The following is an 18,943-nucleotide window of genomic DNA, read 5'->3' on the forward strand; positions in this document are numbered from 1 at the left end:
GGCCGGGCGCATCGGGGACGCCATACGGATCGAAGAGCAGGTCCTCACCGACCGCGAACGCGTCCTGGGACCCGACCACCCCGACACCCTCACCACCCGGGGCAACCTCGCCGCCGCCCACTGGCGGGCCGGGCGCGCCGAGGACGCCATACGGCTTTACGTGCAGGTCCTCGCCGACCAGGAGCGCGTCCTGGGACCCGACCACCCCGACACCCTCACCACCCTCACCACCCTCAGTAACCTCGCCCACTCTTGTCGGGATGCGGGGCACACCCCCGGGGCCGCCCGGATCCTCGAACAGGCCCTGCCCGGCATGGAGCGCGTCCTGGGACCCGACCACCCCGACACCCTCATAGCACGCGGCAACCTCGCCACCTCCTACACACTGGCGGGACGCACCGAGGACGCCGTCCGGATCGAAGAGCAGGCCCTGGCCCACCAAGAGCGCGTCCTGGGACCCGACCGCCCCGACACCGCGCTGAACAGGCATGTTCTGGGCGAATGGCAGGAACAGCCGGGCACGGGGAACACTGGCCGCTGACCGAAGACCGCACTGGGCGCGGCTGCCAGGCCACCGGGCGAGCTCGGCGGACAGGTCCCGCGCACCGGGAACGCCGGACCGGGCTTTTCCCGCCCCGTGGGGGGCCGTCGGCGGGTGCGGGCGCTGTGCGCGCGGTTCGTCGTCAGCCCGGAGCGGCTCCTGGTCCTGCTCGCCGATCACGCCCAACCGGGCGACGACGGCGCGGTGGCTGTCGGGCCGTTCGCGCGCCACTGAACGCCTTCCCGGTCCGGACGCCCGCCCCGGGCCGGGGACATACCCTGTGGCCGGCTACTGGGCCAAGCCGTGCTGCACGAGCAGCCAGTCGTTGAAGCCGTCCAGGGTCTGGCTCAGAACGTCGAGTTCGCCCAGGCCGAGTGAAGTTGAACGGGACCGGATGAGTGCCTGGTCGATCCATCCTGCGGGCGAGACGGAGTCGACGAAGCCCGGCAGTTTCTCGGCCAGGGTCTCGGCGACCGCGCTCTGGTCGAGCCCGCTCGGCTGGGCAAGTCCGGCCAGGCGCTCTTCGCCGAGCGCTCGCGATGTAGTCACGGGCGTCGTGATCGGCTACCGATACTGCCAGCCGGACTGGCGGATGCGCACAGACAGCCGGGCCCGCGTAGAGAGCTGCTGTGAGAAGTACGGCTTCTCGAAGGGCTACCGCTATCGCGACGAGGACTACCGCGACGCCCAGTCGGAAGAGGAATTGCGCCGATACAACGAGCCCAGACCGCGCCACAGGCACAACCCGCTGTCGGTGGCCCGGGGAACCATCATCGGATACCGGGAGGGCCGCAAGGGCAACAGCCCCGAGAAGGTGCCCCGCGACTTGATCCGGACCTGCTGCGCATCCTTCGGCTTCTGGGACGGGCTCCGGGCCGGCCAAGACCACTTCTTCGAAACCGCCAGCGAGGACGAGAAGGCCCGCTACCTCCTTGCTGCACGCATCGAGCGGAATGAGAAGGGATGGGGGTGATCCTGGCAGTCCGGCCAGCAACCGACACGTCGCCAGAAGATCACGCCCCCAGAACAGCGCGATGGACCGCGCCGGTCGTCATCGCTCACCTTGCGGATACCGGCCCGGGGTTACGCGAGTCACAACGCTGTTTTCGCGAGCGGCGGGACCCACCTCTCGGTGATCCGCAAGACTTCGTGATGCACTCGTGGTTCGCCGGACGGCCAGGTGAGGGTCGGTCTGTCCGGGAGCCTGCTCACGCAACCCGGGGGTCGGGGTTGGAGTGCACCTACTGACATCTGCCCAAAGGGATGGAGAGCAGCGCGCGGTCGGCCCCCTTCGGCGCGCTGTGCTGCCTGTGTACGACGTTCTCCACGCCGCTCTGCCCGAGTTCCTCGGCAGCCTCGCCGCCGGACTCCTCCTCGCAACCGGGGCCTGGACCCTCCAGAAAGCCCGCGCCCGCCGCGCCCGTCCCGTGCCCCGGCCTGGTGCAGGGGGCGCCCCGCCGTCGGAATAGCTGCATCGCCTTCCCGGCAAGCCCCCCGAGCAGTAGAGCACCCCAGGCTTCACTGCTCGGGATAGCCCTGGTGGGCCGGTCCTGGTTCCGGCGGGCGCACGCGCCAGTCCTGAAGCGCGAGTCCGTCTTCGGCGCGGGCGGTGAGACGCGCCCGGACTAAGAGTTCGGTGCCGGGCAGGTCCCGCGGCCGTCGTCCGGTGGCCACGGATCCATGTCGCCACCGGGACGAGGATCTGCCCGCCGTACGAGGAGGCACCCATGGCACCCGCTCACCGGGCTGACAGTGCACCCGTGCTCCACGGCGGTACGGCTTGTTCCCCGTTGGCGCTCAAGCCTGGGTGGGGAGGGTGGCAGAACCGGCGGCGGACCGGTCGCCCGTGTGCGGGGATGCCCTGTGGCGGCTACCCGTGACCGTATGCCGGATCACCGGCTTCCTCGGCCCCGAGGTGTCCCAGACCCTGCTCGATCGCGTCACAGCTATAGGTGTCGGCAGCCTTCAGCCCTCGACGGGGCGCAGCACCCGGGACGTGGACACCCGCATTCGCCATGCACGGCCCAACGATGGCCTCGACCGCGGACGGGAGCCGAATGGCCTGGGAGGCACAGCTGTCGCCGCTGCGGGCGCCGAAGTGCTGCTGAAGGCGCGTCTGCAGATGGTGCACTGGTCTCTGGTGTTCGTCAGCCCCGGGGACGCTACGCGAGAAGCGCTCGAGAGGGGACACTGAAGAGTTGCACTCCCCAAGAGACGCGAAAGCGGCTGACCAACATAGCGGGGATCAAGTTCAGCCGGCGTGATGAGGCTGCTCTCTCCGACCTAGCCGAACGCCGCAACGCTCTGCAGCACTACGGCTTGGTTGGCGAGTACGCCAAGGCCGGAACCGTGGAGAGCACCACTGCCCAAGTACTGAACTTCCTCATCAGTTTTGTCGATGAGCACATTCTGAAGCACATCACAGATGAGGAAGAACGGCACCACGCGGAGATCGACATGGATCGGATCCGCGGAGGGGTCCGCACCATCCAGGGCTACGTGGCAGAGCGCATGAAGGACCTCGCTCCGGTCCTGGGGCCCGTCAGAGCGCGCACCCTCCTGTGCCCGCAGTGCCAGCAGTTCGCCCTCACTCCGACACTCATCAGGGGCGTGCCGGAGTGGTGCCAGTCGGACGCAATGATCTCCACCATGTACTGCCACCTCTGTGTCCAGGGCTATGGCGCTTTGGGCCTAGCCCTGGGCTATGCCGTCCGCGTTCTCAACCGCGCCATTCCTGATGCCTCGTACGACGGTGACGCCCCGGACCGGTGCCCCGTCTGCACGATGAGCAGCCTGGTTCGAGGAGCCTCGACAGCTTCCTCTCCGGAGACACTCATCGACTTCTGCTTCCATTGCGCAGATGTGATCAATGGGCTGCAAGAGTGCCAGCGCTGCGGCTCTATCTACACCAGCGAGCAGGGTCATCGATGCCGACGCCGTAGCTGAATGCCTCGCGCATGAGGACGTCGTCCTCCTGGTGGCGAGGGGGTCCTGATGGAGGTAGGGAGCGGGCGTCTCGCTGCACCGAGCTGGAAGAAGGCCGGGCCCCGGCCTCGATCCCCAATTGGACCGCACGAGACATAGACACTGCCCTGTACTGGCTCAACCACCCCACCAACACCACAACCAGCGCATACGAACACTCAACGAACCTGATCACCACACGGAGAAACTGACCACACCTGACCAACACTCACTCCACCTGACAAAGCACCAGCTCAGCACACAGCCCAAGCGCTCAATCCCTCCGTCACCGAGCCGTAGCAACCGAGGCATAAGGCGCTACCACCAGGCACCAAACTGATCAGCCCAGGCAAACCCACGAACTACTGATCAGAAAGACCGCCCCTGTACATGAACGCACTACGCAGGCTGGGGGTGCAGTGGGCGTGACACGGCGTACAACCGGCCGTTGAACCCGACGGACAAACGAAGACCACACCAAACCCCGGGGACACAGCAGACTCCCAGGGCCTCGTGCGTGTGCCGATCAGCCGACGCGGTGACCGAGGGCGCAGTTGGGGTTGTGCGGTGCTCGTCGCCGCGCCACTGCGCCTGGGAACCGCAGCGATGTCGGTGTACCCGTGAACGTCGTGCGCAGCCGAGTGCGAATGAACGTGCCCTCCTGCGGGCATGGCCAGGCACCTCCTTGACCTGAAGCATGGTTGAGGTTCTAGCGTGTCGCCTACTTGATCATCTGATGATGGGAAACACGCTCGTGATCCTCGTGACCGGAGCCACTGGAAACATAGGCAGTGCCCTGCTGAAGGAGTTGCACGCCCGTGGTGTCGGGCCGCTGAGGGGGCTCACCCGTGATGCCGCACGTGCCGTCTTTCCCGAAGGGGGCGAGGCTGTGCAGGGCGACTTCGCAGAGTCGGCGTCGGTGAAGCCCGCGCTGAAGGGGGTGCGCTCGCTGTTCCTTGTGTCGCGTCTGGGCTCGGACGCCGACATCCTCGAAGCCGTCCGGCAGGCAGAAGTGGAGCACGTCGTGCTGGTGTCGTCCATCACCGTCCAGACCCACCCGCACCTCGGCCCCGCCGGCGAGAACCTGGCGGTGGAGCAACTGCTCAAGGAAACCGGCATGGCCTGGACGATTCTGCGGCCGACGCAGTTCGCGTCGAACGCCCTGATGTGGGTCGCCTCCATCCGCGGCCGCGAGACCGTCCGCGCGCCGTACGCCGAGACCGCGCTGCCGACCATCCACCCCGCGGACATCGCATCGGTGGCACGGGTCGCAATGACCGAGCCCGGCCACCACGGACGCACGTATGCCTTGACCGGGCCAGAGCCGATAACCGCCCGACAGCAGGTCGAGGCCATCGCAGGAGTACTGGGTCGGGAGGTTCCCTTCGCCGAGATCAGCCGTCGGCAGGCCCACGCGCAGATGGTCGCGGTCTTCGGGGTCGAGGCCGCGGACGCGGTGCTCGACGTCACTGGTGGAGACGTGAACCCCGAGCTGCTCATGGTGCGCGACACGGTTTCTCAGGTCACCGGAACGCCTGCTCGCCCGTTCCGGCAGTGGGCTTCGGAGAACGCCGACGCCTTCCGTTGAATCGCCAGGGCCAGAACACGTTCATCCGTACGCAGCTCTGCACATAGGCGAGTACGCCGACAAGTGCCGTTTGCGATGTATCGCTCTCGCAATCCGCAGGTCTGTCGGCCGCTGTCCACGGCGGGCACAATCGGCCTCATGACGAGCACCGCGGTCGCGCCGCCCACGCACAGCACGCCTGCTGACCTTGCTCTGGGGTTCCTGTCGGGCGGGGTGATCGGGGCGTCGCTGAGCGCCTTCATCGGTGGCTGCGTGGTCGGGAGAGTCCCGCTGATCCTGACCGGGTTGGTCCTGCCCGCGGTCTACGGGCTTCTCTTCTTCCTCGTCACACTGCCGCGCCGTGCCCGGGAGGCGGCCGTCGCGCCGCGCACCGCGCTCGCGGTGATCGAGAGTCTGGAGGCCGTCAGGGATGAGACCAGTGACGTGCCGGTGCGGTTCGATCTGTCCGTCGCGCCGGATGACGCGCCCGCGTTCCGTGTCGAGATACGGCAGGACGTCAACCTCGTCGAGCTGGCCGACTACCGACCGCGCGGGGTCGTGGTGGTGGTGGTGGAGTATCCGCCGGACCGGCCGTGGAAGACGCGGATCGTGAAGCGGCCGACGCCGGAGTGGGAGGAGCGGGCGGCCGCGGGCCGGGTCGACTCGGTGCCCGGTCCGGCCATGAAGAGCGAGACCCCGGAGGGCTGTTTCGGCGGGGTCCTCACTCTCCTCGGGCTGCTGCTCGGTGCGGCCGCCGTGCTCCTGCTGTTCCGTGCCGACCTGTTCGGCTCCCAGCGGGGCGACAGCGGAGCCCCCGAACCGTCCGTCTCCTCCTCGTCGTCCACAACCACCGTGACGTCCTCCACAATCACTGTGACGTCGGCGACGGGCACGGTCGCCCTCGGGCCTGGGCAATCGATGCTCGACGAGGGTGCACTACGCAATGCCGTCGCGTCGTTGACGCAGACCTCGGGCAAGCGTCAGGCGCTTACCGTCGTCGTGCAGGACCGCCTGCTGACGGTCGCCTTCTCCCCGACCGGTGTGAAGAGTGCCGGGTTCGACCCGAGGTCCCTGCCCTACGATCGGGTTCCCGGTCTGGTCGAGGAGGCCGGGACCACCCTCGGCGTCGAGTCCCCGCGGAGCTGGCAACTGACCGCCGACGGCGTCAACGGCTCGATCATGCTCAGGGTCGTGGTCACCGGTGGCGGGGGCACAGGGACCCTGACGGCGGACGGCCGGGGCAACGTGCTGTGGAAAAAAGGCAGTTGACGGGATCAGCAGAAGGAGGGGCGCATGGGGTGGGACGAGTTCCTGGTGGTGTGGTGTGCCGTGTGGGGTGTGGTGGCGCTGGTCGGGTACGGCATGTCGCTGGCCGGGGTGACCAAAGCGCAGCGGACAGTCCGGCTCACAGGGCGGATCGAGCAGGTGCGGGAGCCCCGGCACGGCGGGTCCCGGGCGGGCGGGATATGGGTGGTCGTCTCCTACCGCGACCCGGCTTCCGGTCAGAAGGTCACGGTGACGAACGACGGTGAGCGGGGCGAGACGATCACCTCTGCCTGGGAGGGCCGGGAGATCGGGGTCAGCCACCCGCGAGGCAGACCGCACGCCTACCGGTTCTCCAACACTCCCGAGGAGCCCAGTCGAGGGCTGGGCTGGCCGGTTTTCGCGGTCTTCCTGGTCTACGTGGGGCTGGTGGTCCTCGCCGCGGTCGGCTGGGGGTGGCCGTGGGCGCTGATCGGCTCCGGCGGGCCGTTGGCGGTCGCCGCCGCCGTTCATCTGCCCGGGACGGTACGCGCCAAGAACCGCCGCATCGAGAGACTGGCCGCGATGGACACCGTGCAAGGACGGGTCGTCGCGGTTCTGAAGGACGTCAAAACCAACCAGGACGAAGGTGGCACCTCAACCACCATCACCCCGGTCCTGTCGTTCACCACCCGTGAGGGCACGGCCGTCACGGCCCACTGCACATCGAACATCCCGAACCCCGCCCGCGCGTACGGCCGTGACATCACCGTCCACTACCCGCCCGCCGACCCGACCGGTTTCACACTAGACCGCGCGGCCGAACACCACTCGGAAGAACGGGACGTGACAATCCACGTTCTGCTGACCCTCGCACTCGCAGCGACAGCCGCGGTGGGAATAGCGATGCTCTGAGAGGCTGATCAGCCCTGCTCCAGCAGCCATACAGACAAGGGCGCGGCGCACAAAGGCGGTGGGGCAAGCCGCCGTTCGGGGCGGCTTGCCCGGTTGCCCCGTTCAGGCTTACCCGGCGGGCGCCGCCCCCCAGAGCGGGCGGGCGTTCCCGGTCCCGCCGCAGTGGAAGCACTCGCCGTTCGACGCCCCGGTTGCGATGGTCTCGACGGCGTGCTCGAACAGGCGGGTGAACCCGATGAGGTGTTCCGTGTGGAGCGGCATCTCCTGCCGTCTGCCGAGGGTGACCTCCAGAGCGCAGTGGTCGGGGCCTCGGTACTCGGCGTCCCAGGACAGGCCGCGGGTGGACGTGCGGAAGATCTCGTGGACATCGTCCATGGTCTCCGCGCCGGACATCTGCACCCGAGCCGAGAACGCGATGTGTTCCGCTGCGGCGAAGGACAGCAGACCGGCCGGACGGGCCAACGGCCCGATCCGCCCGACCGGTTCAGGGTGCGCGCGTTGGAGGCTGGACAGGGCGTACCACAGCCCACCCGGCAGATCGGGCGGGATCTCTACTCGGTTGCGTTTCATAGAACCTGTGTAGGGCCCTCCGCATGCTCCGGACGACCGGAAGGCCGGTACGTCCCGGGGGGTGGCACAGGAACTTCGCTACCCGTACCGCACGGCGGGCAGTACCGGGCCGGGGCCACCCGGCGCCGTCTTCGCGCCGCCGGAACCAGCCCCGGCCGACGTCCTCACCCGGCCCCGGCAGCGTGCCGCGGTCAGCGGCCGGGCGGTTCGGGGTAGCGCTCGCGGCGAGCGTACGGGTCGTCGACGCCGATCTCGTACCAGGGCTCGCCCCGCTGGAGCCGGGTCAGGGTGTTCACCAAGACCGCAACGGCGATGCCCTTCACGTCGGCGGCGAGCGCCTGGAGGCGGTTGTCGAGCAGATGCTCTTCCATGCCCGCCAGGACGACATGCAGTCGCGGGAAGGTCTGGGAGCGGGTGTAGCGGTGGCGCTGCCAGAACGAGTACGTGCGGCCGTTGGTGCCGCGGGCGCCTTCCCAGACGCGGTGCCCGGCGTAGCGCTCGTAGTCCCACACCTCACGTGCGAGGCGGGCGCGGGACATGGTGCCGTTGTCGAGTTCGAAGAGGCGGACCTCGTTGCTCTCGGTTGGCACGGCGAGGACGGCATCGGTATTGAAGGACAGGCCGGTCTCCTTGATGGCGTGGTTGACCTCGACCTGCCAGTCGGTCAGCAAGTGCCGGTTGCCGTAGGCGAGGATCGTGTCGGTCACCGCGATGCCGTGCGGACCGAACCCGGCTCGAACGGCCTTCGCACCGGTGCCGGCTTTCGGGCGGTGGGGGAGTTCGTTGCCGTCGGCCAGGGCCTTCTGTCCCGGCACCGTCAGGTTCCAGATCGGGTGCCGCCCGTCCTTGCCGTTCGTCTCCGCCAGCCTCTTCATCGCCCGACGCACATACGACCGGCCATCCCGACCTTCTGCTGTGATCACCTGAGCCATCTGCCGGACCGTCGCTATCCGCACACACCCCAGCATCCGCAGCGCATCGGCCCGTACCTTCCCAGCCGTGGGAGTGGACCTCTTCCCCTTCACCGACGTCTCAGGGGAAGGAAGAGAGGTGTCGACCTCCCCGGAGACTCCCTGACGGGTGGTGTGAGCTGCGGTGATGGACACGACATGGGAATCGTTCACGGCACTGTTCACGGCACTGGACTCCGGGCCGCCCGGAAGGCGTTCAACACCCCTTGTCCAGCTCGGGCGCGGCCCTGGTTCGGGCTGCCGAGCGCTGCTGGTGTTCGTCATGACAAGGCTCCTCACACAGATGGCGCGGGGGTCCGGATGGAATCCCCGCCGTCACCTGCGTAGAGGTGTGCCGGAAGCCAACGGTGTGACAGCCCACTGAGCGACGTTACCGAGCCGTGATCATCCGGCGGGCGCCCAGTGTCCGCTGACATCCAATGTGGACCGTTGGCCACGGAACGTTGACCACCGTGCGATGGCGCGGTGGCGTCGCCGCTGGGCTACCGGGTGAGCGCGGCGAGGCAGGCGTCCAGGGGCTGCACATACCCTGGGAGGCGTTCGAGGAGGTCCCACCAGCGGATTGCCGAGATCTCCTCGGTGGGCTCGAAGGCACGGGTCTCCGCGCAGGATCCTGCGTACAGGGCGAGATACTCGGCTCGCCGGTCAGGCGCCAGCACGAACCGCGCGTAGCCGATGAACCGCAACCGTTCGTCAGGCTGCTGCCCGGTCTCCTCCAGTAGCTCGCGCGCGGCTGCCTGGCGGGGGGTTTCGCCCTCTTCGATACTCCCCCCTGGAAGCTCCCAGGACTGACGGTACCGATCGAAGACCATAAGGACCCGACCCGCTCGCCACAAGGCCACCAGCGCCGCCGGCAGCGGAGCGTCCCGCGGCGGCGCCACCTCCCCGCCCCGCGCGAACGAGATCAAGGAGTTGCCACGGCCGTCGGCTGCAAGCGGTTCATCGGCGGTGTAGGCCACGCTCGGATACTTCCCCGAACGACTCCACGAGAAGCCCTCCACCCCGCGCTCCGGCCGGTCAGACTTCAGTGGCAAACGGTCGAGGTCCAGCGGCACCGAACAGCCGTGTAGACCTCGGAGACGATCGCGACGGAGATCTCTCCCCTGCCGAGATGGGCGGTATGTCCCACGTAGCGGACCAGGCCAAGACATCTCAGGGGGCTATGAAGTCAAGCCGCCTGCTCGGTTGGGGATGGCAGGAGCGGTGTGAAGGCGTGCTGTTCGTCGAAGGGCTGTCGGGTCTTGAGACAGTGGTGGAGCTGGCCGAGGAAGCGGTTCAGCAAGTGCCTTTGTGCGGCGGCATGCCAGTCACCGTGCTCGCGTCGGCGCCGGTAGTGCGCGTTCGCTCCTAGTGAGGCGGTGAGGGCGGCGAAGGCCCAGAGGAAGCCGGCATTGATGAGGCGGTTGTTCTTGACGAACCGGCGGCCGACGAATCGCTTCTTGCCGGAGGCCCGGGTGATGGGGGCGGACCCGGCGTACGACTTCAGCGCCCTGGCGTCGGCGAACCGTGCCCGGTCGTCGCCCAGCTCGGCGAGCACGCGGGCTCCGAGCATGGGCCCCAGACCGGGGAAGCTGAGCAGGATCTCGCTGTCGGCGTGCTGGTGAAAGGCGGCTGTGGCCGCCTCCGCGAGATCGTCTGCGGCCTGGCAGGTGGCGTCCAGTTGCTTGAGCAGGGCCAGGAGCTGGTGGCCGAAGGCGTCCTCGACGCTGGGGAGCTGGTGGGCGTGCTCGGTGCGGAAGACGTCCCGCAGGCGCTCGGCTTCCGAGTCGCAGCCGCGGAGGCGGCCACTGCGTTTGAGGGCGGACCGCAGCTGGGCGAGAGTGAGCTTCGCGGCCTTGGCCGGGGTCGGGGCCAGAGTGAGGATGACGCGGGCGTCAGCCCTGGTCAGACCGCCTTGCTTGCTCTGGAAGGCCAGCAGAGCAGCGGGGTAGTACTCGCGCAGGAGTGAGCGGACCTGATTGGCGACCTGCTGCCGAGTCCAGACGGCATCCTGCTGTGCTCGGGCCAGGACGGTGATGGCCTGGACGAGTTCGGAGTCGGCCGGCAGGGGCCGGTGGGCGTGCATGTCGGTGCGCAGGATGTTCGCCAGGACCAGGGCGTCGCCCGGGTCGGACTTCTTGCGGCTGACGCCGTGGCGGTCGCGGTAGCGCGCGGCGGCGAGCGGGTTGATCGCGAAGACCCGACGGCTGCCGGTCCGCAGGCTCGCGACCAGGAGGCCGTGGCTGGTCTCGATGGCCACCGGTATCGGTTCGTCTGGGCTGTCGCCGTGCTCGGCCAAGAGGTCCAGGAGCTTGTGGTATCCGGCCACATCGTCGGTGATACGGGCTTTGGCGAGCAGGGTGCCGACTTCGTCGACGAGGGCGACGTCGTGGTGACGCTCTGCCCAGTCGATGCCGCAGAACACGGTCAAGCTGTCCTCCAAGATCCGTCCGTTTATGCAGGTCACGAGCACATGCGGGTCACGCGGCGCCCTAATCCAAGGACTCGTTGGTCCGCCATCTCAGTAGCCGTTCGCGACACCAGCGAACTCCAGGGGCTCGATCTTTCGGCAGAGCTCACGGCTCGCGGATGAACAAGAGGTCGACCCTGGAGAGTGCTCGCGTCGTGACGACCAACGTCTGAGCTGGCCCCGCGGGTTTCGCGGTGACCACGGAGGCACCGGGCTGCGCCGCTCTTGACAGAGGCCTCAAGGGCCCGGGGAAACGGAGGCATCAGCCCGGCGCCCGCGTCATCACCGCGGACCCGCAACGGACAGCGATGCCGCTCTTTGAGGAGGCCTTGACGGCCAGGGGGGATCCAGGCATTCGCTGTCCTGTGAAGCAGCTGTCCCGGGGCGTTGCATGGTCCCGGGCCGTCTGCTTACGCACTGGATTAGGGGAAACGCGCCGGGTAGCGAACCTGGTCTAAGAACAACGCGCGCCCGTCGAAACCTGGTAAAGGGGTGCGTCGGCGGCGCGCGCACCAATGCGGCGCGAGACATCGGATACGCGCGCACCGATGCGGTCGGGACATCGTGCGCCCCGGGTGCGCCCGCAGGGTTGGTTCAGAGGCCCAGGCCCGTATTTCTCGGGTCTTGGTCGGGTTAGGGCTGTGTTCATGAACAGGCGGCTCGGTATTCCGTTTCCCCGAAGAGGGCTTTCCAGCGGTTCCGAACGACCGTGTCGGTCGTGGACTCGCACAGCGTGCGGATCACGCGGGACGTGTTCAGGTCCCAGATCCGGACGGTCCCGTCGTCGCTGCCGGATAGCAGATAGGTGGTGGAGAGGAAGGACAGGGTTCCTACGTAGCCCGTGTGGCCGGTAAGCAGGCCGTCTAGGGGCGTTGCGTGCCCCCTTCGGGTCAGGCGCCATATCCGTACGGCGCGATCTTCGCCTGCCGTTGCCAGGAGGCTTCTGTCCGTGCTGAAGGCCGCGCTCGTCACACGGTCCGTATGCCCTGTGAGCGGTGTGCCCACAAGCCGGGGTTTACCCGAGCCATTGGGCTTCCAGATTTGAACTGAATGTCCTTCGCCAAAGGTGACGCCTAGCTCGCCGTCGGGGCTGAGGGCCTCTGCCCTGACTCCCTCCGGGCGTTTGGGCTTCGGTTCATTCATATCAACGGGGACTGGCCGTGAGGGGGCGGATACGTCCCAGTCCTGGGTGCCTGCGTGCAGGGTCTTGCCGTCCTTGCTGAACGTCAGTGGCGCTGAATGATCGTTCAACGGAGGTCCCCATGGCCTGGGTTGGGAGCGGTTGGAGATGTTCCAGAGCTGGATCCTGCCGTCGTCGTCGGAGGTGGTCGTGCGTACCGTGGTGGCGAGTGTGCGTCCGTCGGGGGTGAATGCGAGCTCGTAGCTGAATCTCGCTCCTCCGCGGAGCCTGCCCAGTCTGCGGGGACTGCTTGGTGAGGAAAGGTCCCACAGTTGGACGATGTTGTGTTCGCCCGCCGTCGCCAGGGTGCGTGCGTCTTTGCTCAGCGCCAGATTCCGTACACTTCCATGCCCGGGAAGCACGGCGCGCGGCATTTTCCAGATGAATACCTGTTGGCTGTCCGCTCCGGTAGAGGTGTTCTCGCTGGCGGTGACCAGGATTGTCTCGTCGCGGGTGAACTGGGCTGAGTTGATCGAGCCGCTGTGACCGGTGAGGGGTTCGCCGATGGGGGACGGCAGATCGAGGTCGTTTCCGCTCCACAGGCGCAGTGTTCTGTTCTGATCGTCGCCGCCTGTCACGAGCATCGAGCCGTCGGTACTCAGGCCGAGGGCGAATGGGTATCCGGGGTGGGGTTCGAAGGCCGCGCCGATCTTTCTTGGGCGGGCCGGAGTGGACACATCCCAGAGTTGAACTGAGCGGGCCTGCTGAGACTCGGGAGTGATGTTTCCATCGGTCCTGACCGACGCGACGATGGTGCTGCTGTCGCCGCTGAGGGCGAAGTTGGAGATCAGATCACCCGAGTGAGGCGGGATGTTGCTCGTCCTCACCGGGCTGCTGGGGTCGCGTACGTCCCACACACCGATCCCGTCAGCGGTCGATTCATCAGTGAACAGAGTCTGTGAGTTCTTGGTGAACGCCACATCTCCCCGACCCGGGAGGGGATCGCCCAGCGGCTTGGGCGTGGCGGTGCCGTTCACCTCCCAGAGGCGGGTGGTGGAGTCGTCCGTGGAACCGGCCAGCAGACGACCATCAGGGCTGAAGGCGAAGGAACGGATCGGGGCGTCATAGCCTGTCAGAGGTGAGCCGATCGGTCTCGGTCTGTCCTTGTCTGAGATGTCCCACAGCTGAGCATCACCGGTGCCATAGGTATCCGTGGGGTGCCCCGAGCTGACCGCGAGGGTGTCGCCGTCGGGGCTGAAGGCGAACTCGTCCACCGAGCCTTTCATCCGGATACGGGCCTGTCCGCCGCGGGGCGCCAAGGGATTGGAGATGTCCCAGAGACGGATCGCGCCATCTGTCTCAGTAGCAAGAACCTTCCCGTCCGGGCTGATTGCGGGGTACCGGTTCGACCCGGGCAGCGGTACATACATCGGCCGTACCGCATCGTTCATCAGCCGGGTGTAGGACTCTTCTGTCGGTCTGATGCGATGCGCTGTCAGGTCGAGCCGCGCGGCCAGGGTGGAGTCCTCGCCCCGGATCCGGTCGGCGACGGCGGTGATCTGGTGCGCGACGGCGATGTCTCTCTCGCGTTGCGCGGCCGTCGTCTGCCGGAAGGCGATGAGCGCAGTGACGGAGGCGATGAGCGTCAGCACCACCAGTACGGCCACCAGGCCCTGTCGCGTCCTGGAGGCTCGGCGTTGGTGGCGAACGGACGCGGTGAGGAATTCGGCAGCCTTCTCGCTCAACTCTCCGCGCTGCCCGGAACGCGCCCATTCCTGGGCCCGGGCCAGCCGGCCCCCGCGGTAGAGAAGCGCGCTCTCCCGGCTGTCTCGATGCCAGAGGGACGAGGCTTCCTCGATCTCCTGCCGGATCAGATGACCCGCCCGGTCCGCGTCAATCCAACGGCGCAGCATGGGCCACGCTCTCAGCAGGGCCTCGTGGGTGATTTCGATGGTGTCGGTGGATTGAGTGAGGAGCCGCGCCGTGATGAAGGAGTCCAGGACAGATCGGGCTGCGGTTTCGTTGGAAGTAGCGAGGATGAGGTCATCACGGATAACTCGGCGTCGTGTGTCCTCCCATCCGTCACCGAGTCGCACCAGGCGCAGAAAGAGTGTCCGTGCCACTTGCTGGCCGGTGTTGTCGAGGCGGTGGTAGACCTTGTCCGCTGTGGTGCTGACCGCGCGGTGGATTCCGCCGGTGGCGTTGTAACCCTCAACCGTGAGTGCCTGGCCCTGCCGCTGCTGCCAGGTGGCTTGGAGCGCGTGGGCCAGAAGAGGTAGCCGGCCCGCGTCGTAGTGGTGCCCGCTGTGAGGGCGACCGCTCGTGTCCAGGTCACGCAGCAGCAGTTCCAGGAGACCCGGTTCCACGTGGAGCCGCTGGACCGCGGCGGGAAGCAGGATGGCGTCCTGGATCTCCTCTGCGGTCATGGGGCCGACGAGTATTTGGTCGTGCTCCAGTGCCGAGCGGAGAGAGGGGTAGTTGAGGCACTGTGCGTAGAAGTCCGCTCGCAGCCCGCAGATGACGAGAGCGACCGGTTCCTGGCCTTCCTCCCCGCGTTCGGCAAGTGCGGCGAGCAGGGAGAGGAACTCGCGGCGCTGTTGCTCATCCGTGCAGAGGGTGAAGACTTCCTCAAGCTGATCGACAACGACGACGATGCGGTGGGTACTCCCTGTAGGAGAGCCGGAGTGGGTGCTCAGGGCCTCTCGGGTCGCCTGCAGTACGGAAGAAGCGTCATTGAGCCGGATCGGGGTGTCGGACAATGCGCTCAGCTGACGGAGCAGCGCGGCCGCTGGCCGGTCGGTCGGGGTCATCAAGATCTGCTGCCAGTCAGCTGACCCGGCCGCTGGCAGACGGCCGTCCGCCAGCGCCGCCAGAAGCCCGGCGCGCAGCAGGGACGACTTTCCCGCGCCGGAGGGCGCGACGACAAAGAGGGGCCCGCCGACGCCTACCCGGTCGTTCACCTCGCTCAGCAGTCGGCTCGTCAGCCGCTCGCGGCCGAAGAACCACTCGGATTGTTCCCTGCTGAAAGGGGCCAGGCCTGGGTAGGGGCAGACAGCGGTGCGATCGGGCGGTGCGGTTCGGTGAACCTCGCGGTGTCTGTCGTAGTAGTGAGTGTGCAGGTCACCGCCGACCTGGGTCAGATCACGGCCTGCCTGGTTGATGGTCGACTGCTCGCCGCTTGCCTCGGCGCGCTGGTGAACTGACGGATCAGCAGGCGATCCCGCTTCCTCTTCGGAAGGGGCCATCCGTCAGTCCGTGACGGTCAGGTCGTTGCCGGCCTGATAGATCCGGGAGCCGGGGCCAACCGCCCTCGCGTCTTGCCGGACACTGTGAACCTGGGGAGCCGGAGATGGCGACGTTGCCGGGAGCCACTGCTCGTCGAGGATGCGACGCAACTCAACCGCGAGAGCTGGGTCATCTCTGAGGAGACGCTGAAGACGGCGCTGCCAGTCCTGCTCCAAGCCCTCGATCGCGTCTAGTTCCCCGCTCTCCCGGGCGGCCAGTACCTCATCGCGCACCTCGGCGAGTTCGGCCTCCACCGCGGGCACACGCTCCGGATGTACCCGCCGCCACAACTCGACTGCGGACGAACGCACCTGCAGCCAGCCGTCCGTGGCAATCGCCGCCACCAGCGCACTGCCCGCTGTCAACACCAAAGGATCCATAGCGCCCCCGCTCCTAGCCCCCGACGGAGCAAACACGGTAGGGGTTGAACCGCCAACTGCCCAGTGGCCTTTTGGACTTTGCCACAACAGACCAGATGAGACCGTACGCCCGTACAATGCCGCCCGAACCCTACCGACGGTTCGGGGTCAGCGAACGTACCTCGCGGCGGGTGACCACCGGGCCGGTGGCCGCCGCCGCCAGTTTCAGCACCCGGCGCCTGTCCGTCGACCCTGTCATCACTGCCCCACATCGCTGCGCCCGGCAAACCCGGCCACGCGAAGGCCGAAACGAGATCGGCCTGCCGGGCCGGACGGCTACGGCCAGGGCAGCGCATGACCCGGAGGGATGACACCCAAGCGATCAAAGACCGGGCGACACAGGACCGCGCGGAGCCGTGTGCCGGACGGAGCAGTCCCTCGCGCGATCGCGCTCCGAACCCGCGCTGTGATGGGCCTCAGAACTCAACCCCAAACAGGAGGAGCGCACGCGTGGATGATGTCCGGCGTCGTCACCACAGCCAGGCGTTGGAGTGCCGCACCCGAGACAGGGCACGGGCATCGCGGCGCGCGGCCGCGTTGCCGATCCGGTTCTGCCGGGAGCGGGGCCGGCGCGACTGCCCAGCAGCGAAGCGGCGCTGTCCCGCGTTTCGGAGCCGCTTGCGTTGCCTGCGCAGCTCCGCCTTCTTCGCTGCCCTCGACTTCGGTTTCCGGGGCCGCTTCCAGATCGGCTCCCACAGCGGCGGCGGGCCGTATATGTCGGCGCGCTCCTGGAGGTCCTTCCTCAACCGGGCCGCGAGGGCTTCGATCCTCGGGTCCGGGGACCGTGTGGTCATCCGACTCCTCCCGTGGGTGTCGCCCCGCCCGGCCGGGGTGGGGCGGGTCGCTGGGTGTGGTGTGTCGGGTCGGGTGGCGCCATGGGCTGGGAGCCGGGGCGGTGGGCGGCGGCTCGGTCCTTGACTCCTTTTTGGAGCTTGGCGGCCATCTCAGCAACGGCCGCCTCGAACATGGCGCCCGTCTGGTCCACTGCGGCAACGTCGGTCGCCTGCTCCGGGACACGGTCGGCCCTCCGCTCCGGACGGGACGGCCTCGGGCGAGAACTCGGGGCGGTGGGCACGGCGACGGTGTGCGACATGGTCCGAGAGCCCAAACGATCCGCACGCCGGACCGCATGGACCCGGGCCCGCAGCGCGGCGGCGGCAATACGGGCCCTCTCATACGGGGCTGCCGCCCGCTTGCGCGTCAACAGGCGCACCACCGCCTGGTCCTCGATGTCGTCCGGGTAGAGGGTGTGGAGGTCGGCGGTCATCTTCCGGCCCCGGCCGACGGGCCGGGTGTAGTCGTCGACGACCGCTTGGACGATCTGGTCGTCCAGGCCCGGCTCGTGGGGCCGGCCGCGCAGGACGGAGGAGAGGTGGCGGCGTGCCTCGGCGAGCAGATGATGGCGCGCGAAGGCGCCGCGCATCACGTACACCACGGCGACGGCCTCGACAGCCGCCAGGGCGACGTCGACCACTGGACGGACCCGTGCCCACACCGCCGCAGTTGCCGCTCGCGCCCGCTCCGCGAGCCGGTAGACGGTGCAGGCGCCGAACGCCCGGATCGCCGACCGTCTCCAACCGTCGCGGAGCTCGGACAACGACCGTGCCGTCCTGCGTTTGGGCGGGCGGGTCTGGTCAGCGGCCTGGCAGGCCAGCGCGTAGGAGGCCCGCTCCCCCGGCTCATGCCCGTGCCTCTCCTCATACCTGGCGACCAGGACGGGCAGCGCGTCCTCGATCTGCTGACGACGCGTCGACTGCCAGCCGATCAACCGCTGATCAATCCCCGCGATCTCCCTAACGGGCCGACGTCCGGGCGTCACCACGCGCGGCTCCCACGCCCACCCCAGCCGAGCCGACACCTCCTCCATGAACGTGAGGGTGTAAAGCGTGTCGGCGACGACGATGTGGGTCATCAGCGAGTCCGCCGACAGGTTGCCCCACTTCCCGTCGTGCGGCCGCCGGGCGCGGATCGACACGACCGCGTGAGCGTGGAGAAGTGGTCTCGATTCCGTGGCTCTGGACTCGTAGTGCCGGAAGACCGCGACGATCAGCCCGTCCTTGACCCGGGCCCGCTGCTTGCCGCTGGCTTTCGAGCGGATCTGTGCGACCGACTCCTCCAGCCACGCCAGGGTCTTGTCGCGGGCGATGTCGTCGCACAGTTCCAGCACCTGGCGGTGCCGGTCGTCCATCAGGGCCCACGCGAGGTGTGCCGTCGGCGGGGGCCGGAACGTCAGGTCGAAGGCCAGCCAAGGCTTCCGCTCCTTGGCCTTGTCGGTCTTCGGTGAGCGGTTGTGCTCGACGGGCCTGCCCAGCACCGTCGCCCGCCGCGCCTTCACCGGACTCTCGCCCTGGGCCACGAGCTCGCGCTCGATCCGGTCCGCGTCCGGATGCCGCCCCTCCCCCAGCAGCAGTTCGGCCTGCCGCTCCGTCACCACATCCCCAGACCTCAGGCCGACCGCGGCCAGACCCCGGCCCTTCCACACGCCGGGCGGGACACCGGCTTCGTCCTGGGCTGCGCGCAGCGGCGTACCCGTAGGCCGGTGGCCGTCGCCGACCATCACACCCCGGAACAGGTAGCGCCACCCATCCCCCGGACGAACCTCCGCCATGCTGATCACCTACCCAGGAAACCCCGCCCATGACCAGCACAAAAGCACGATCCGAGGCCCCTCCCGCCAGGCGGGAGCCAATCACCAAGCCTTTACCGGAGCTCCCGTCAGGCGGGCCGCCCCACCAGCACGCGACAGTAGACCGCCGGCCGTATGCACAGTCCGCCCATGGAAATCACCAGAGGCGGAATCGCCTGCGCCCTCTGCCACACGAATACCCAGGAGTTGGTCTACCTGGTCCTCAGCGAGAAGTGCTCATCAAGCGCTGGTGCCCCACCGGCTGCAATCTGCT

At 68.0% G+C, this 18,943-nt stretch carries 15 protein-coding genes; 6 read left to right on the forward strand and 9 right to left on the reverse strand.

The genetic code is table 11. The annotated features are described in order from the left end of the window. A partial coding sequence (locus NBG84_RS07265; RefSeq protein WP_250918473.1) for a tetratricopeptide repeat protein occupies positions 1-541 on the forward strand: 541 nt, incomplete at its 5' end. Positions 542-829: 288 nt separating this feature from the next. Here the strand turns inward: NBG84_RS07265 and NBG84_RS07270 are convergent. After that, positions 830-1,090: a hypothetical protein gene (locus tag NBG84_RS07270; protein ID WP_250918474.1), complete on the reverse strand. Its 261-nt coding sequence runs from the start codon at positions 1,088-1,090 to the stop codon at positions 830-832. Positions 1,091-1,133: 43 nt separating this feature from the next. Between NBG84_RS07270 and NBG84_RS07275 the strand changes: the two genes are divergently transcribed. The 5 genes from NBG84_RS07275 (at position 1,134) to NBG84_RS07295 (ending at position 7,229) form a co-directional block, all read left to right on the forward strand. After that, positions 1,134-1,514, forward strand: a complete 381-nt coding sequence (locus NBG84_RS07275) for a hypothetical protein (protein WP_250918475.1) — start codon at positions 1,134-1,136, stop codon at positions 1,512-1,514. A gap of 1,376 nt (positions 1,515-2,890) precedes the next feature. Next, on the forward strand, positions 2,891-3,487 hold the full coding sequence (locus tag NBG84_RS07280) for a hypothetical protein (protein WP_250918476.1): 597 nt from the start codon (positions 2,891-2,893) through the stop codon (positions 3,485-3,487). A 772-nt stretch (positions 3,488-4,259) separates the two neighbouring features. Then, positions 4,260-5,093 carry an SDR family oxidoreductase gene (locus NBG84_RS07285; protein WP_250918786.1) on the forward strand — a complete coding sequence of 278 codons (834 nt, stop codon included), beginning with the start codon at positions 4,260-4,262 and terminating at the stop codon, positions 5,091-5,093. A gap of 138 nt (positions 5,094-5,231) precedes the next feature. After that, entirely contained in the window at positions 5,232-6,341 is a 1,110-nt protein-coding gene (locus NBG84_RS07290; protein ID WP_250918477.1) for a hypothetical protein, read from the forward strand. 24 nt (positions 6,342-6,365) lie between these two features. After that, complete coding sequence (locus NBG84_RS07295; protein WP_250918478.1) at positions 6,366-7,229, forward strand: DUF3592 domain-containing protein; 864 nt, start codon at positions 6,366-6,368, stop codon at positions 7,227-7,229. A gap of 108 nt (positions 7,230-7,337) precedes the next feature. Here the strand turns inward: NBG84_RS07295 and NBG84_RS07300 are convergent, their stop codons facing one another. The 8 genes from NBG84_RS07300 to mobF form a co-directional block, all read right to left on the reverse strand. Continuing rightward, positions 7,338-7,799: a hypothetical protein gene (locus NBG84_RS07300; RefSeq protein ID WP_250918479.1), complete on the reverse strand. Its 462-nt coding sequence runs from the start codon at positions 7,797-7,799 to the stop codon at positions 7,338-7,340. A 191-nt stretch (positions 7,800-7,990) separates the two neighbouring features. Continuing rightward, positions 7,991-8,905: a replication-relaxation family protein gene (locus NBG84_RS07305; protein WP_250918480.1), complete on the reverse strand. Its 915-nt coding sequence runs from the start codon at positions 8,903-8,905 to the stop codon at positions 7,991-7,993. Between the two features lie 347 nt (positions 8,906-9,252). After that, positions 9,253-9,729 carry an NUDIX hydrolase gene (locus NBG84_RS07310; RefSeq protein WP_250918481.1) on the reverse strand — a complete coding sequence of 159 codons (477 nt, stop codon included), beginning with the start codon at positions 9,727-9,729 and terminating at the stop codon, positions 9,253-9,255. A gap of 209 nt (positions 9,730-9,938) precedes the next feature. After that, positions 9,939-11,195, reverse strand: a complete 1,257-nt coding sequence (locus tag NBG84_RS07315; RefSeq protein WP_250918787.1) for an IS110 family RNA-guided transposase — start codon at positions 11,193-11,195, stop codon at positions 9,939-9,941. Positions 11,196-11,864: 669 nt separating this feature from the next. Further along, complete coding sequence (locus NBG84_RS07320) at positions 11,865-15,584, reverse strand: nSTAND1 domain-containing NTPase (protein ID WP_250918482.1); 3,720 nt, start codon at positions 15,582-15,584, stop codon at positions 11,865-11,867. Between the two features lie 3 nt (positions 15,585-15,587). After that, entirely contained in the window at positions 15,588-16,004 is a 417-nt protein-coding gene (locus tag NBG84_RS07325) for a hypothetical protein (protein WP_250918483.1), read from the reverse strand. A gap of 509 nt (positions 16,005-16,513) precedes the next feature. Further along, complete coding sequence (locus tag NBG84_RS07330; protein WP_250918484.1) at positions 16,514-16,837, reverse strand: hypothetical protein; 324 nt, start codon at positions 16,835-16,837, stop codon at positions 16,514-16,516. Continuing rightward, positions 16,834-18,600 carry a MobF family relaxase gene (mobF, locus tag NBG84_RS07335; protein WP_250918788.1) on the reverse strand — a complete coding sequence of 589 codons (1,767 nt, stop codon included), beginning with the start codon at positions 18,598-18,600 and terminating at the stop codon, positions 16,834-16,836. Before mobF ends, NBG84_RS07330 begins: the two co-directional genes overlap by 4 nt. Positions 18,601-18,943: the final 343 nt, after the last annotated feature.

This window comes from Streptomyces albipurpureus (genome assembly GCF_023701525.1).
In the GTDB taxonomy this organism is placed as follows: domain Bacteria; phylum Actinomycetota; class Actinomycetes; order Streptomycetales; family Streptomycetaceae; genus Streptomyces; species Streptomyces albipurpureus.

What these genes read in the sequence shown, in the direction of transcription:
- NBG84_RS07295 (WP_250918478.1), top strand. Translation starts at nt 6,366, where the DNA reads ATGGGGTGGGACGAGTTCCTGGTGGTGTGGTGTGCCGTGTGGGGTGTG.
- NBG84_RS07275 (WP_250918475.1), top strand. Translation starts at nt 1,134, where the DNA reads ATGCGCACAGACAGCCGGGCCCGCGTAGAGAGCTGCTGTGAGAAGTAC.
- NBG84_RS07325 (WP_250918483.1), bottom strand. Translation starts at nt 16,004, where the DNA reads ATGGATCCTTTGGTGTTGACAGCGGGCAGTGCGCTGGTGGCGGCGATT.
- NBG84_RS07300 (WP_250918479.1), bottom strand. Translation starts at nt 7,799, where the DNA reads ATGAAACGCAACCGAGTAGAGATCCCGCCCGATCTGCCGGGTGGGCTG.
- mobF (WP_250918788.1), bottom strand. Translation starts at nt 18,600, where the DNA reads ATGGTCGGCGACGGCCACCGGCCTACGGGTACGCCGCTGCGCGCAGCC.
- NBG84_RS07320 (WP_250918482.1), bottom strand. Translation starts at nt 15,584, where the DNA reads ATGGCCCCTTCCGAAGAGGAAGCGGGATCGCCTGCTGATCCGTCAGTT.
- NBG84_RS07290 (WP_250918477.1), top strand. Translation starts at nt 5,232, where the DNA reads ATGACGAGCACCGCGGTCGCGCCGCCCACGCACAGCACGCCTGCTGAC.
- NBG84_RS07330 (WP_250918484.1), bottom strand. Translation starts at nt 16,837, where the DNA reads ATGACCACACGGTCCCCGGACCCGAGGATCGAAGCCCTCGCGGCCCGG.